Source organism: Actinomadura sp. NPDC049382, assembly GCF_040677125.1.
Taxonomy (GTDB): Bacteria; Actinomycetota; Actinomycetes; order Streptosporangiales; family Streptosporangiaceae; genus Spirillospora; species Spirillospora geliboluensis.
On record NZ_JBFARO010000013.1, the window covers coordinates 93,338 to 107,256 of the forward strand.

A 13,919-nucleotide genomic window follows, 5' to 3' on the forward strand; every position below is an offset into this window, starting at 1 on the left:
CCCGCCGGGCCCGTCAGGGCGTGGTCGCCGGGCCCTCCTCGCCGGTTCCCGCGGCCGGGCTCGTCGGCGCCTGCGTGGGCGCGTCGGTGGGCTGCGAGGTCGGCGACGTGGTGGGCGTCGACGGCGGCGGCGAGGTCGGCGCCGTCGTGGGCGTCTCGCTCGGGCACGGCGTGGTCGGCTGCGTCGGCGTGTCGGTCGCACCCGGCGAGGCGGGCGCGGTGCCCGCGGGCGGCGGGATGCGGCACGACGACAGCCCCGGCGACGAGCTGGGGATGGTCGTCGACGAGGCGGACGGCGCACCGGACGAGCTGCTGCCCGCCGCGGGCGGCTCGGGGAACTCGGGGTTGCCCGGGGTGCTCGCGCGGTCGCCGTCGGTGTTGTTCTGCCCGCCGCCGGACGGCCGGCTGTTGCCGACGGACTGCTGGATGAGGTCGATGGTCTGCGGCGCCGTCACGCCGAGCCCGGCGATGACGACGGCGGCGGCGACGGCGAGCACGGGCCGCGCCCAGCCGACGGTGAACCGGTCCAACCCGAACCGGGCGGGTCCGAACCGCCCGAGACCGAACCGGCGGCTCTGGCCGTCGGCGACGCGGGCCCGGATGCGTTCCAGGCCGTCGCCCGCGGGGTTGACCGTATCCGCCTCCGCGTGCAGGGCGCGGCGGAGGATCTCGCCGTGCTCGTCGTGGGGGTCGGTGGTCATGTGAACTGCTCCAGGACGTTGCGTAGCGCGGTCATCCCGCGCGCCGTATGGCTCTTGACGGCGCCGCGGGAGATGCCCATCGCGTTGGCGATCTCCGCTTCGGACAGGTCCGCGTAGTAGCGGAGGACGAGCGCCTCCCGCTGGCGGGCGGGGAGCCGGCCGAGCGCGTCGATCACCGCCGAGCGCTCCAGCTCCCCGATGGCACCGGCCTCCGCGCTCGGCGCGTCGGGCAGCCCCTTCGGGGCGTACTTCTCGACGACGGCGCGGTGCCGGAGCACCGATCGCGACCGGTTCACCACGGACTGGCGCAGGTAGGACAGGGCCTTGTCGGGGTCGCGCAGCCGCCGCCAGCCGCCGTGCATCGCGACGAAGGCGTCCTGGACGACCTCTTCGGCCGTCCCGGCGTCCCGTACGAGCATGGCCGCCAGGCGTACCAGCGAGCGATAGTTGGCGCTGTAGAGCGCGGTCACCGCCTGATCGGCGTCCCAGGCGACGGCCACCGCCCCCGCCGTGCCCCTGGCCACGAGGGTCTCGGTCACGTCAGTACGACGCGCGCCCTCGTCGCCCGGTTTACGAAAGGGCATGTCCTGATCCGCCTCGGTCACCTGTCCGCCGCCTTTGCCGGCCCCGGCCGTCCATTCGGACGGGCGCCCTCGGGGTGGCACGAATGGGGCGCGCCCGCCCGTCCGGAAGCGCGCCGCAAATGCCTGCGGGCCGGGGGGTGCGCCTTGAGCTGACAACCTTAACCAGTGGCCGGTCGGAATGGTGACCGCAACCGGGAGGTCGGTCGCCGGAAAGCCTATCCGGGCGCGGGGCGGCGCGGACCGCGATCGCGCGGGTCCCGATAGGATTCCGGGGCGGTCACGGGCCGCGGCGAGGGGAGACAGATGACCGACTGCCTGTTCTGCAAGATCGTTTCCGGGGACGTGCCGGCCAAGATCGTCCGCGAGTCGGCCGGGACGGTCGCGTTCCGCGACATCAACCCCCAGGCGCCGACGCACGTGCTGGTCATCCCGCGCGAGCACCACCCGACCGCCGGGGAGCTGGCCGCGTCCGACGCCGACCTGCTGGCCGAGGTCGTCCGCGAGGCGCACCAGGTCGCCGCGGACGAGGGCATCGCCGAGACCGGCTACCGGATCGTGTTCAACACCGGCGCCCAGGCAGGCCAGACCGTCTTCCACGTGCACGCCCACGTGCTGGGCGGCCGTGGCCTCAACTGGCCGCCCGGCTGAGCGGGCCCCGCCCGCGCACGTGCGGGGGCGGGTGTTACGCCACGCGAAAAACCCTTCGGTGCCGTGCCGGGGGTGCCCAGTACGATGGAACCGGCATGGCTGGACACCCGGAGCAGACAGAAGGCAGGTCCGAAGGCCGCAAGGCCCGGCTGATGGTCGAATCAACTCACACGAGGGCAACTCGCACGGGGCGCGACGACCGGAACGGCTCGCGCTCGCAGATCAAGATCGTGGTGCCGGACGACCATTCGATGGTGAGCCTGCTCGGCTCCCGGGATGAGCTGCTCCACGCGATCGAGCAGGCGTTCGGCAGCGACATCGACATCCACGTCCGCGGCAACGAGATCACCGTGACCGGCGCCGGCGACGACACCGACCTGGTGTCCCGGCTGTTCACCGAGATGCTCGAACTGCTGAAGGGCGGCACGCAGCTCACCCCCGACGCCGTCGAGCGCAGCCTGGCGATGCTGCGGGGCGAGAGCGGCGCCCGGCCGGCGGAGGTGCTGACCCTGGACGTGCTGTCCAGCCGGGGCCGCACGATCCGCCCGAAGACGCTGAACCAGCGGCGCTACGTCGACGCGATCGACAAGCACACGATCGTGTTCGGGATCGGCCCCGCCGGCACCGGCAAGACGTACCTGGCGATGGCCAAGGCCGTCCGCGCGCTGCAGGACAAGCAGGTCAACCGGATCATCCTGACGCGGCCCGCGGTCGAGGCGGGGGAGCGGCTCGGCTTCCTGCCGGGCACGCTCTACGAGAAGATCGACCCGTACCTGCGGCCGCTGTACGACGCGCTGCACGACATGGTCGACCCCGACTCGATCCCGCGCCTGATGGCCGCGGGCACCATCGAGGTCGCGCCGCTGGCGTACATGCGCGGGAGGGCCCAACCAGTCTCCACCCGGGTGCTGACCCCGGACGGATTCCGTCCGATCGGAGAACTGCGGGTCGGCGACCTCGTCATCGGTTCGAACGGGGAGCCGACACCGGTCCTGGGCGTCTATCCGCAGGGCGAGAAGGAGATCTTCCGGCTGACCGCGCAGGACGGAGCCTCCACCCTGTGCACAGCCGACCATCTCTGGTCGGTCACGACGAGAGCCGACCGCCGCAGAGGGAATCCTCCGCGAGTCCTGGAGACCCGTGAAATGATCGGGAACCTGCGGGCCGCGCACGCCCGCAGGTATGAGCTGCCTCTCCTCAGCGGGCCCGTTGAGTTCCCGGCCCGGGACGTCCCGATGGACCCCTACGCACTGGGACTGCTGCTGGGCGACGGGTGCCTCACGGGTTCCACGACACCGAGTTTCACCACCGGCGACCCGGAACTGGCGGAGGCGCTCGGCGGGCTCCTCCCCGGTGTGTCAGTCCGGCACAAGACCGGACCGGACTACGTGTTGAACCGGATCGCCGATCCCGGCCAGGTCATGACGATCGAGAACCCGGTCACAGGAGTCATGCGCCGGATGGGCTTGTGCGGTACCAGGTCGGAGACGAAGTTCGTGCCGGAAGAGTACCTCTACAACTCCGCGCAGGTGCGGCTCGCAGTCCTGCAAGGGCTGCTGGACGCCGACGGCGGACCCGTGGCACAAGACGCGCGCACCTGCCGCGTCCAGTACACGACCACCTCGCGTCGGCTGCGCGATGACGTGCTCTTCCTGGTCAGGTCGCTCGGTGGTGTCGGCTATCACCGTGTGCGCCCGGTACGGGGCCGTGCTCCAGGGCGGGCCAACGGGCGCCCGGTCTCCCACCGGCATGACGCCTTCGCCCTCGACCTGCGATTGCCGCCCGGCGTCGTTCCCTTCAGGCTCGGCCGGAAGCTGGACAAGTACCGGGCGACCGGCGGCGGGCGGCCGATGCGGTTCATCGACAGCATCGAGCCCGCGGGGTCCGCGGAGGCCGTGTGCATCCAGGTGGCGGCCGCCGACTCCCTCTACGTCACGGAGGACTTCCTCCTCACTCACAACACGCTGAACGACTCGTTCATCATCCTGGACGAGGCGCAGAACACCTCGCCCGAGCAGATGAAGATGTTCCTCACCCGGCTCGGGTTCGGCTCGAAGGTCGTGGTGACCGGCGACGTCACGCAGGTCGACCTGCCGAGCGGCCAGACCAGCGGCCTGCGCGTCGTGCAGGACATCCTGGAGGGCGTCGAGGACATCGACTTCTGCCGGCTGGACAGCCGCGACGTCGTCCGGCACAAGCTCGTCACCGACATCGTCGACGCCTACAACCGGTGGGACGAGGAGCGCGTCCCGGAGGTCAGGCAGGGCGGGCGCGGCGGCCCCCGCAAGCGGGGGCGGCAGTGAGCATCGAGGTGCTGAACGAGTCAGGGGTGCCCGTCGACGAGCAGGCGCTCGCCGCGCTGTCCCGGCACGTCCTGGACGGCATGCGCGTCCATCCGCTGGCCGAGCTGTCGGTGCTGCTGGTCGACGAGGCCGCGATGACCGAGCTGCACGTGAAGTGGATGGACGAGCCCGGCCCGACCGACGTGCTGTCCTTCCCGATGGACGAGCTGCGCCCCGGCCACCTGTCCGGCGGCGCCGACGAGGACGGCGAGACCGATCCCGGGCTGCTCGGCGACGTCGTCCTGTGCCCGGCGGTGGCGGAGCGGCAGGCGCGGGAGGCCGGGCACAGCACCGAGGCGGAGCTGGAGCTGCTGTGCGCGCACGGCATCCTGCACCTCCTCGGCTACGACCACGCCGAGCCGGAGGAGCACAAGGAGATGTTCGGCCTGCAGGCCGAGCTCCTGGCCTCCTGGCGGGAGAAACGCGGCGGCTGATGAGCACCGCGCAGGCGTGGCTGTCCGCCCTGGCGGTGGGCCTGGTCTTCTTGGCGGGCCTGCTGGCCGGCACCGAGACGGCGCTCGCGCGCGTGTCCCGCGTCACCGTGGAGGAGGCGCTGCGCGAGGGGCGGCGCGGCGCGAAGCGGCTCGCCGAGGTCGTCGCCGACCCGGCCCGCTACGTGAACATGGTGCTGCTGCTGCGGATCGGCTGCGAGCTGGTCGCCACCGTGATCGTGGCGGACCTGTTCATCTCCTGGCTGGACGAGACGTGGCGCGCCTACGTCACGGCCGCCGCGGTCATGATCCTGATCAGCTACGTGGTGATCGGGGTGGGGCCGCGCACGCTCGGCATCCAGCACGCCGACCGGATCGCGCTGGCGGGCGCCGCCGTGATCCACCCGGTCACCCGGGTGTTCGGGCCGCTGCCCCGGCTGCTGATCCAGCTCGGCAACGCGCTCACGCCCGGCAAGGGGTTCCGGGAGGGCCCGTTCGCCTCCGAGGCGGAGCTGCGCGACCTCGTCGACCTGGCCGAGCAGCGGGAGCTGATCGAGCCGGTCGAGCGGGAGATGATCCACTCGGTGTTCGAGCTGGGCGACACGCTCGTCCGCGAGGTGATGGTGCCGCGCACCGACATCGTGTTCATCGAGCGGACGAAGACGCTGCGGCAGGCGATGTCGCTGGCGCTGCGCAGCGGCTTCTCCCGCATCCCCGTCGTCGGCGAGAACGAGGACGACGTCGTCGGCATCGCCTACCTGAAGGACGTCGCCCGGCGCAGCCAGGAGCACCGCGCGGGCGAGTCGACCGAGACGGTCGACTCCGTCATGCGCCCGGCCACCTACGTGCCCGACAGCAAGCCGATCGACGAGCTGCTGCGCGAGATGCAGGCCCGCCGGATCCACGTCGCGATCGTCATCGACGAGTACGGCGGCACCGCGGGCCTGGTCACCATCGAGGACATCCTGGAGGAGATCGTCGGTGAGATCACCGACGAGTACGACCGGGAGATCCCGCCGGTGACCTGGCTGCCGGACGGCGCCGCCCGCGTCACCGCCCGCCTCCCCGTCGAGGACCTCGCCGAGCTGTTCGGCGTGGAGCTGGACGGCGAGGACGTCGAGACGGTCGGCGGGCTGCTCGCCCACGCGCTCGGCCGCGTCCCGATCGAGGGCTCGACGGCGGAGGTGGGCCCGGTCGACGGCGGGCCCGTCCTGTCGCTCAAGGCGGAGACGATCGCGGGCCGCCGCAACCGGATCGGCACGGTGCTGGTGCACCGGCTGGGCGCGACCGCCGCCGACGCGGCCGAGGCCGACGACTCGGGCCGGGCCCGCTAGCGCCGGACCGCTCGCCCCGGCGGGTCAGCCGAGGGTGGTGCGCAGCGTTCCGTCGGGGCCCGCGACGAGGACGGGCGCCTTGGCGCCGAGGTCGCGGACGGCGGCGACGTCGGCCGCGTCCGGGGCGTCGGCGGCGGTGACGACCGCGGCGGCCTCCAGGTCCTCGGCGCCGCTGGAGACGGCCATCGCGACGGCGACCTTGAGGGCCGAGAGCTTGAGGGACGGCAGGTCCACGCTCGTGGCGGCGTAGGTGCGGCCGGTCTCGTCGCGCACGGCGGCGCCCTCGGCGGCGCCGGTGCGGGCCCGCGCCGACCGGGCCAGGGTGATGATCTTGGCGTCCTCGGGGTTCAGCTCGCTCACGCCGCCCAGCGTACGGGGTGGCCCGCAAGTCACCGGCAAGTGGGCGGCAAGAGGGCCCCGCGATCCTCGGACGGTCGGAGTACGCCGTTTTCTGGGGGAAAGTGATGTCCCGTCTGCTCTACCGCCTGGGGAGGGCCGCGGCGCTGCGGCCCTGGCGGTTCATCGTCGTGTGGCTGGCGCTCGTCGCGGCGATCGGCGGTCTCGCGGGCGTCGCCGGGGGTGCGCTGCAGGACGACTACACGCTGTCCGGGACGGGCTCGCAGCAGGCCACCGACCTGCTGCGGGAGAGGTTCCCCGCCGTCGCGGGCGCGGACGCGCGGGTCGTCGTGCACGCGAAGTCGGGCAAGGTCGACCAGGCGAAGCTCGACGAGGCGGCCGCCGAGCTGGGCCGGCTGCCGCACGTCAGCGCGGTGGCACCGGCGCAGCCGAGCGCGGACGGCGCGACGGCGCTGCTGACCGTCCGCTACAAGGTGCCCGTCACCGACCTGGCGCCGGGCGAGACGCTCGACCTGCTGCGGTCGGCGACGGACGGCCTGGACGCGGCCGGATACCAGGTCGAGTTCGGCGGCCAGGTGCCCGAGAACGTGACGGCGCCCAGCGGCGTCGCCGAGGCGATCGGGGTCGTGGCGGCGCTGGTGATCCTGCTGCTGGCGTTCGGGTCGGTGGTGGCGGCCGGGATGCCGCTGGCGGTGGCGCTGGCCGGGCTCGGCGTCGGCGTGTCCGGGATCACGCTGGTGGCGGCCTTCACGAACGTCGCGACCACCGCGCCGACGGTGGCGAGCATGGTCGGGCTCGGCGTCGGCATCGACTACGCCCTGTTCATCCTCACCCGCCACCGCGAGGGCCTCGCGGCCGGGATGGACGTGCCGGAGGCGGCGGGCCGGGCCATCGCGACCGCGGGCCTGTCGGTGCTGTTCGCCGGGTTCACCGTGCTGCTGGCGCTGTCCGGGCTCGTGCTGTCCCGCATCCCGGTCTTCATGACCATGGGCTTCACCACCGGCCTCGTCGTCGCGGCGACCGTGCTGAGCGCCGTCACCCTGCTGCCCGCGGTACTGGGGCTCGCCGGCCGCCGGGTGCTGCGCCGCCGCGACCGCGCCGCCGGCGCGAAGATCACGGTCGAGTCGCCGCGGGTGCGGCGGTGGGCCGGGCACGTCGGGCGGCACCCGTGGCCGTGGCTGCTCGCCGCGGCGGTGCTGATGCTCAGCCTGGCCGCGCCCGCGCTCGGCATGCGGACCTGGCCGAGCGACGCCAGCAGCGAGCCGTCGTCCAACACCGTCCGGCAGGCGTACGACCTGGTCGCGGACGCCTACGGGCCCGGCGCCAACGGGCCGCTGCTCGTCGCCGTCGACCTGGAGAAGACCGGCGCGGATGCGCTGCCGGGGCTCGGCGAGCGGCTGGCCCGCGTCGAGGGCGTCGCGTCCGTCGCGCCGCCGCAGCTGTCCCCGCGCCGCGACGCCGCGGTGATCATGGTGACGCCGGAGTACGGCCCGCAGGACGAGCGGGTGACCGGCCTCGTCGACCGGGTCCGCGCGGACGCGCTGCCGCCCGGCGCGGAGATCACCGGGCTGACCGCCGTGTACGTGGACCTGTCCCGGACGCTGTCGGACCGGCTGTGGCCGGTGATCGGCGTGGTCGTCGCCACGTCCTTCGTCATGCTGATGATCGTCTTCCGGTCGGTGCTGGTGCCGCTGAAGGCCGCCGTGATGAACCTGCTGTCGATCGGCGCCGCGTACGGGGTGCTGACGGCGGTGTTCCAGTGGGGCTGGGGCACGAGCCTGCTCGGGCTGCCGCACAGCGTCCCGGTGTCGTCGTTCATCGTGCTGCTGATGTTCGCGGTCCTGTTCGGCGTGTCGATGGACTACGAGGTCTTCCTGCTGTCCCGGATCCGCGAGGAGTGGCTGGCGCACGGCGACGCCCGCGGCTCGGTGACCACCGGGCTCGCCGCGACCGGCCGGGTCATCACCAGCGCGGCGCTGATCATGGTGGCGGTGTTCCTCGGCTTCGCCGCCGACCCCGGACTGATCGTCAAGCAGATGGGGGTGGGGCTCGCGGTCGCGGTGGCGCTGGACGCGACCGTCGTCCGGCTGGTGCTGGTGCCCGCCGCGATGTCGCTGCTCGGCCGGGCGAACTGGTGGCTGCCGGGGCCGCTCGGCCGGGTCCTGCCGCGCATCGACGTGCACGGCGGCGCCGCGCCCGCCGGGGCGGCCGAACGGGAGCCCGAACCCAGCCGCGCGTAACCGGGGGAGTGATCACGATGGGCGGACATGTCCCGGTTAGGCTGATCGGGACATGTCGCCTGTCGTACGCGTGCTCGGGGCCTTCGGCGCGGAGGTGGCGGGAGCGCCCGCCGACCTCGGCGGGCCCCGGCAGCGCTCCGTGCTCGCCCGGCTCGTCGCCGCGCGCGGCCGGATGGTGCCCGCGGACCGGCTCGTCGAGGACCTGTGGGCCGCCGCGCCCCCGCCCCGCGCCGCCGCCGGCCTCCAGTCGTTCGTGTCGCACCTGCGCCGCGCCCTGGAACCGGACCGGCCGCCCCGCACCCCCGCGCGGATCCTCACCACCGAGCCGCCCGGGTACGCGCTGCGGCTGCCGGACGGCGCCGTCGACGCGTGGCGGTTCGACGCGCTGATCGACGCGTCCGCGGCGCTGCTGGACACTGACCCGGCGGAGGCCCGGCGCAGCGCCGAGGCCGCCCTCGCCGAGTGGCGCGGCCCCGCCTACGCCGAGTTCGCCGGGCTGCCGTGGGCCGCCGCCGAGGCCGCGCGGCTGGAGGAGCGCCGCCGCATCGCCGTGGAGCGCCGCGCCGAGGCCGCGCTCCGGCTCGGGGCCGCCGCCGAGGCCGTCCCGGACCTGGAGGCGCACGCCGCCGCCGACCCGCTGCGCGAGGAGGCGTGGCGGCTGCTCGCCCTCGCCCTCTACCGCGCCGGGCGCCAGGGCGACGCCCTCGCCGCCCTCCGCCGCGCCCGCGCCGCCCTGACCGAGGAGCTCGGCGTCGACCCCGGCCCCGCGCTGCGCCGCCTCGAAGCCGACATCCTGGCGCAGGCCCCCGCGCTGGGGGAGCCGGCGCCCGCGCGCCCGGTGCTGCGGATCGCGCCCGCGCCCCCGGCGGAGCACCCGGCCTTCGTCGGGCGCGTGCGGGAACTCGCGAGGCTGGAAGGCGCGGCCGACGCCGCCGCGGCCGGCCGGGGCGGCGTCGTCCTCGTCGGCGGCGACGCGGGCATGGGCAAGACCGCGCTCGCCGAGCGGTTCGCGGGCGGCCTCGCTGAGCGGGGCTGGACGTGCGCGTGGGGCCGGGCGCCCGAGACCGGCGGCGCCCCGGCGGCCTGGCCCTGGGCCGAGCTGCTGCGCGGCCTCGCCGCCGCCGCGCCGCCCGAGGCCGGCCTGGCCGCCCGGCTCGGCCCGCTGCTGGACGACGCCGCCACCGGGCGCGGCGACGCCGACGTCAGCATGGGCCGGTTCCGGCTCCACCTCGCCGTCGGCGACTACCTCGCCGGGCTCGCCGTCGCGGCGCCGCTGCTGCTCGTCCTGGACGACCTCCACTGGGCGGACGAGGAGACCCTCGCGCTGCTCGTCCGGCTGGCCGAGCGGCTGCGGGACCGGCCCGTCCTGCTGGTGGCCACCTTCCGGCGGACGGAGGCCGGCGACGGGCTCGCCGGCGCGCTGGCCGCCCTCGCCCGGCACGAGCCCGCACGGATCGACCTCGCCGGCCTGTCGCCGGACGAGACCGCCGCCCTCGTCCGCGGCGCCTGCGCCGCCCGCCTGGACGACGCGGAGGTCGCCGCGATCGCCGAGCGGACCGGCGGCAACCCGTTCTTCACCCGCGAGACCGCCCGGCTCCTGGACGCCGAGGGCCTGCCCGCCGCCACCCGCCGGGTGCCCGCCGGGGTCGGCGACGTGCTGCGCCGCCGGATCGCGCGGCTGCCGGAACCGGCGCAGGCCGTGCTGCGGGACGCCGCCGTCATCGGCCGGGACGCCGACCTGCGCGTCCTGTCCGACCTCGCCGGCGACGACGACACGGTGGTCGACGCCGTCGAGGCGGGCCTGGACAGCGGCCTGGTCGTCGAGCCGGCGCCCGGCCGGATGCGGTTCGCGCACGCGCTCGTCCGTGACACCCTCTACGCCGGGCTGTCGCAGGCCCGCCGCGTCCGGCTGCACGGCCGCGTCGCCGCCGCCCTCGAACGGCACACGCCCGACGAGGCCGCCGCGATCGCGCACCACTACCTGGAGTCGGGCGCCGACCCGGCGAAGGCCGTCCGGTACGCGCGCCGCGCCGCGGCGGCGGCCGAGGCCCGCTTCGCCCACGGCGCCGCCGCCGACCTGTGGGCCCGCGCCGTCGGCGCGCTGCGCGCGCAGGGGCCCGCCGCGACCGGCGAGCGGCTGGCGGCGGAGGCCGCCGCGATCCGCGCGGGCGCGCTGTCCGGGCAGGTCGTCGCCGCGCGGGAGCGGCGGCTGGCCGCCATCGCCGACGCCCGCGCGTTCGGCGACGTCCGGCTGCTCGCCCGGATCATCACGAGCTTCGACGTTCCGACCCTGTGGACGAGCCGCGAGTACGGGACCGTCGACCGCGCCGTGGTCGAGGCGACGGGCGAGGCCCTCGACCGGCTCCCCGCCGACGAGCCGGAGCTGCGGGTCCGGTTGCTGACCACGCTCGCGATGGAGCTGGAGGGCGAGCAGGACGACCGCGGGCTCACCGCGTCCGAGGAGGCCATCGCCACGGCCCGCGGGCTCGGCGTCCCGGAGCTGCTCGCCGCCGCGCTCAACGGCGGCTACGTCAACGGCTACCGCACCGCCGACGGCCTCGCCCGCCGCACCCGGATCGCCGCCGAGCTGCTCGACCTCGCCGCCGCGCACGACCTCGGCACCTACCGCGTCCTCGCGCACCTGCAGCTCCAGCAGTGCGCCGTCGCCGCCCTCGACCTGCCCACCGCGCACCGGCACCTGGCGGAGGGGCGGCGGCTCGCCGACCGGTACGGGCTGCCGCTGCTCGCGAAGATCGCCGGCTGGTACGCCGGGCTCGTGCACGCCTTCGCCGCCCGGTTCGACGCGGCCGAGCGCACCTACGAGGAGGTCGGCGGCGCCATCGGCCGGACCGGCATCTGGTTCAGCGAGCGCGGCATGGTCTTCGTCGGGCTGTTCTGCCTGCGGCTCGGCCAGGGCCGCGAGGGCGAGCTGGTGGACGGCGCCGCCTGGCTGCACCGGCAGTGGGGCCACGTCGAGGCCACCGCCGACGTGTACGCCCTCGCCCTGGCCGCCGCCGGCCGCACCGCCGAGGCGCGGCGGGCCGCCGCCGGCGCGGGGCCCGTCCGGCTCGACTACTTCTTCGACCTCACCATGTCGATCCGGGCACTGCGCGCGATGGCCCTCGGCGACCGCGACCTGGCGGAACGGGCCTACGCGGCGCTCCAGCCGTATGAGGAGCACGTCAGCGGCGGCGCCACCGCCGCCGCCACGATCGGCCCCGTCGCGCAGATCCTCGGCGACCTCGCGCTGTTCCTGGAGCGCCCCGCCGAGACGGCCGCCGCCCACTACCGCAAGGCCGCCGAGGTCGCCGACCGCCTCGGCGCCGTCCAGTGGACCGACAAGGCCCGTGCGTCCCTCGGCCGCCTCGGTACCCCCGCCGCCTGACCGGACGTGCCGTCCGCCCCGCCGGGTGGGCGACAATTGGGGGATGACCAGTGTGGGAAACGGGGCGCCCGAGGGGCACCGGGCGGGGTTCGCGTGCTTCATCGGGCGGCCGAACGTGGGCAAGTCGACCCTGATGAACGCCCTCGTCGGGACCAAGGTCGCGATCACCAGCAGCCGCCCGCAGACGACGCGGCGGGCCATCCGCGGGATCGTGCACCGGCCCGGCGCGCAGCTGGTCATCGTCGACACGCCCGGCCTGCACAAGCCGCGGACGCTGCTCGGGGAGCGGCTGGACAGCCTCGTCCGGTCCACGCTGACCGAGGTGGACGCGATCGGGTTCTGCGTCCCCGCCGACCAGCCCGTGGGGCCCGGCGACAAGTACATCGCGCGCGAGCTGGCGGGCGTGAAGAAGACGCCCGTGGTGGCGATCGTCACGAAGACCGACCTCGCGACGCCCGAGCAGGTCGCCGAGCAGCTCCTCGCCGTCGGCCGCCTCGGCGAGTTCGCCGACATCGTGCCGTGCTCGGCCGCGGACGGCTTCCAAGTCGGCCTCGTGGGCGACCTGCTGATCTCCCACCTGCCGGAGGGCATGCCGCTCTACCCGGAGGGCGACCTCACCGACGAGCCCGAGCAGGTCCTGATCAGCGAGCTGATCCGGGAGGCGGCGCTGGAGGGCGTCCGCGACGAGCTGCCCCACTCGATCGCCGTGGTGGTGGACGAGATGGCGCCGCGCGAGGGCCGCGACCTCGTGGACGTCTACGCGCACCTGTACGTCGAGCGGTCCAGCCAGAAGGGCATCATCATCGGCCACAAGGGCGCCCGGCTCCGCGAGGTCGGCGCGGCGGCGCGCCGGCAGATCGAGGCGCTGCTCGGCACCAAGGTCTTCCTCGACCTGCGCGTCAGCGTCCTGAAGGACTGGCAGCGCGACCCCAAGCAGCTCCGCAGGCTCGGCTTCTACGACTGACCTCCGCCCGTGGCGGAGCTCCGGCGGAGCGGAGGGCGGCGGTCAGTCCTGCTCCTGCCGGGGGGTCTGGGGGGTCGTCCCCCCAGAGTGGTACTGATCTGGTTTCGCCTCCGGTTTCGGTTCCGGCGCGGGCTCCGGTTCCGGGGTTTCTTCCGGCGCGTCCTGGCGGCGGCCCCATGCCTGGTCCTCGTCGGGCCAGGCGGCGCCATCGGCCGGCTGGTCGGGGTAGGCGAACTGCGGCTGGTACTGCTCCTGCGGCTGGTACTGGTAGGCGTACTGGTCGGGGCTCTGGGAGCGCGCCGCGCGCGCGCCGATGGGGCGGGCGAGGCTGAAGCCGACCACGAACAGGGACGCCACGACCGCGAGGTACCAGCCGTAGCGGACGGTGATCTGGTAGCCGAGGTCAAGGCCGGTCTCGGGGAGGTCGTCGCGGACGTCCCCGAGCCGCAGCACGAAGATGCCGCACACCAGCAGGGCCAGCGTGCCGGGGACGGCGGCGAGCCCGCCGATCCGCGCGTCCCGGCCGATCAGGTCCCAGCAGGCGAGCGCGATCGCGATGACCGCCAGCACCGGGACGGCGAGGACCATGTCGTCGGCGTCGATGCCGGCGACGCTGCCGAGGTCGCGGCTGAGCGTGCGGCCGAAAAGCTCGACGGCGACCGCCGCGTGCGCCCACGGCAGGAACGCCGACACCAGCAGCGCCGACGCGGCGGCGATCAGCGCGAGGATCCACAGGGCGCCGCCGCGCGCCGGGGCCGGCTCCGGTGCGGCGTACGCGTCCGGGGCGGGCTCGCCGGCGGGCGGCGGGTAGCCGTCGACGGGCGGCAGGAAGGACGGGCGCGGCTGCGCGCGGCCCGCGTCGGAACCCAGGTCACCGGTCATGAACCCAGCGTAAAGGCAGGACGCGCCTGGACCGGGACGGCCACGGCGGCGG

The 13,919-nt window shown here is 74.9% G+C and carries 10 protein-coding genes and 3 pseudogenes; 9 read left to right on the forward strand and 4 right to left on the reverse strand.

The window, feature by feature from the left end:
* Positions 1-13: 13 nt before the first annotated feature.
* Together AB0K34_RS11695 and AB0K34_RS11700 are read right to left on the reverse strand one after the other, a co-directional pair.
* Positions 14-700 (reverse strand): hypothetical protein, encoded by a 687-nt coding sequence (locus AB0K34_RS11695; protein ID WP_138640274.1) that lies wholly within the window; start codon positions 698-700, stop codon positions 14-16.
* Positions 697-1,239 carry a SigE family RNA polymerase sigma factor gene (locus AB0K34_RS11700; protein WP_240808381.1) on the reverse strand — a complete coding sequence of 181 codons (543 nt, stop codon included), beginning with the start codon at positions 1,237-1,239 and terminating at the stop codon, positions 697-699. The genes AB0K34_RS11695 and AB0K34_RS11700 overlap by 4 nt, the downstream gene beginning before the upstream one ends.
* Positions 1,240-1,587: 348 nt before the next feature.
* On the opposite strand from AB0K34_RS11700, the gene AB0K34_RS11705 reads away from it, so the two are divergent.
* From AB0K34_RS11705 to AB0K34_RS11730, 6 genes and pseudogenes are all read left to right on the forward strand, one after another.
* Positions 1,588-1,932, forward strand: coding sequence for a histidine triad nucleotide-binding protein (locus AB0K34_RS11705; RefSeq protein ID WP_138640275.1), 345 nt, complete (start codon positions 1,588-1,590; stop codon positions 1,930-1,932).
* A gap of 152 nt (positions 1,933-2,084) precedes the next feature.
* A pseudogene (locus AB0K34_RS11710) lies at positions 2,085-2,816 on the forward strand (PhoH family protein); the annotation flags it as partial.
* Positions 2,817-3,392: 576 nt separating this feature from the next.
* Positions 3,393-3,614, forward strand: a pseudogene (locus AB0K34_RS11715) (LAGLIDADG family homing endonuclease); the annotation flags it as partial.
* Positions 3,615-3,893: 279 nt separating this feature from the next.
* Positions 3,894-4,235: pseudogene (locus AB0K34_RS11720) on the forward strand (PhoH family protein); the annotation flags it as partial.
* Entirely contained in the window at positions 4,232-4,708 is a 477-nt protein-coding gene (gene ybeY / locus AB0K34_RS11725; protein WP_138640276.1) for an rRNA maturation RNase YbeY, read from the forward strand. The pseudogene AB0K34_RS11720 and the gene ybeY, both read left to right, overlap by 4 nt.
* Entirely contained in the window at positions 4,708-6,039 is a 1,332-nt protein-coding gene (locus tag AB0K34_RS11730; RefSeq protein WP_171069339.1) for a hemolysin family protein, read from the forward strand. Before ybeY ends, AB0K34_RS11730 begins: the two co-directional genes overlap by 1 nt.
* A 24-nt stretch (positions 6,040-6,063) precedes the next feature.
* On the opposite strand, the gene AB0K34_RS11735 is transcribed toward AB0K34_RS11730, so the two are convergent.
* Entirely contained in the window at positions 6,064-6,399 is a 336-nt protein-coding gene (locus AB0K34_RS11735) for a cytidine deaminase (RefSeq protein ID WP_138640277.1), read from the reverse strand.
* Positions 6,400-6,503: 104 nt separating this feature from the next.
* Between AB0K34_RS11735 and AB0K34_RS11740 the strand changes: the two genes are divergently transcribed.
* From AB0K34_RS11740 to era, 3 genes are read left to right on the forward strand one after another with little or no spacing between them, the layout of a single operon-like run.
* Complete coding sequence (locus AB0K34_RS11740) at positions 6,504-8,636, forward strand: MMPL family transporter (RefSeq protein ID WP_364547672.1); 2,133 nt, start codon at positions 6,504-6,506, stop codon at positions 8,634-8,636.
* Between the two features lie 52 nt (positions 8,637-8,688).
* Positions 8,689-12,021, forward strand: a complete 3,333-nt coding sequence (locus AB0K34_RS11745) for a BTAD domain-containing putative transcriptional regulator (RefSeq protein WP_364547675.1) — start codon at positions 8,689-8,691, stop codon at positions 12,019-12,021.
* A 43-nt stretch (positions 12,022-12,064) separates the two neighbouring features.
* Positions 12,065-12,985, forward strand: a complete 921-nt coding sequence (gene era / locus AB0K34_RS11750; RefSeq protein ID WP_301174335.1) for a GTPase Era — start codon at positions 12,065-12,067, stop codon at positions 12,983-12,985.
* 42 nt (positions 12,986-13,027) lie between these two features.
* Here the strand turns inward: era and AB0K34_RS11755 are convergent, their stop codons facing one another.
* Positions 13,028-13,867 (reverse strand): hypothetical protein, encoded by an 840-nt coding sequence (locus AB0K34_RS11755; RefSeq protein WP_364547678.1) that lies wholly within the window; start codon positions 13,865-13,867, stop codon positions 13,028-13,030.
* Positions 13,868-13,919 lie beyond the last annotated feature (52 nt).

What these genes read in the sequence shown, in the direction of transcription:
- era (WP_301174335.1), top strand. Translation starts at nt 12,065, where the DNA reads ATGACCAGTGTGGGAAACGGGGCGCCCGAGGGGCACCGGGCGGGGTTC.
- AB0K34_RS11705 (WP_138640275.1), top strand. Translation starts at nt 1,588, where the DNA reads ATGACCGACTGCCTGTTCTGCAAGATCGTTTCCGGGGACGTGCCGGCC.
- AB0K34_RS11755 (WP_364547678.1), bottom strand. Translation starts at nt 13,867, where the DNA reads ATGACCGGTGACCTGGGTTCCGACGCGGGCCGCGCGCAGCCGCGCCCG.
- AB0K34_RS11740 (WP_364547672.1), top strand. Translation starts at nt 6,504, where the DNA reads ATGTCCCGTCTGCTCTACCGCCTGGGGAGGGCCGCGGCGCTGCGGCCC.
- AB0K34_RS11695 (WP_138640274.1), bottom strand. Translation starts at nt 700, where the DNA reads ATGACCACCGACCCCCACGACGAGCACGGCGAGATCCTCCGCCGCGCC.
- AB0K34_RS11730 (WP_171069339.1), top strand. Translation starts at nt 4,708, where the DNA reads ATGAGCACCGCGCAGGCGTGGCTGTCCGCCCTGGCGGTGGGCCTGGTC.
- AB0K34_RS11745 (WP_364547675.1), top strand. Translation starts at nt 8,689, where the DNA reads ATGTCGCCTGTCGTACGCGTGCTCGGGGCCTTCGGCGCGGAGGTGGCG.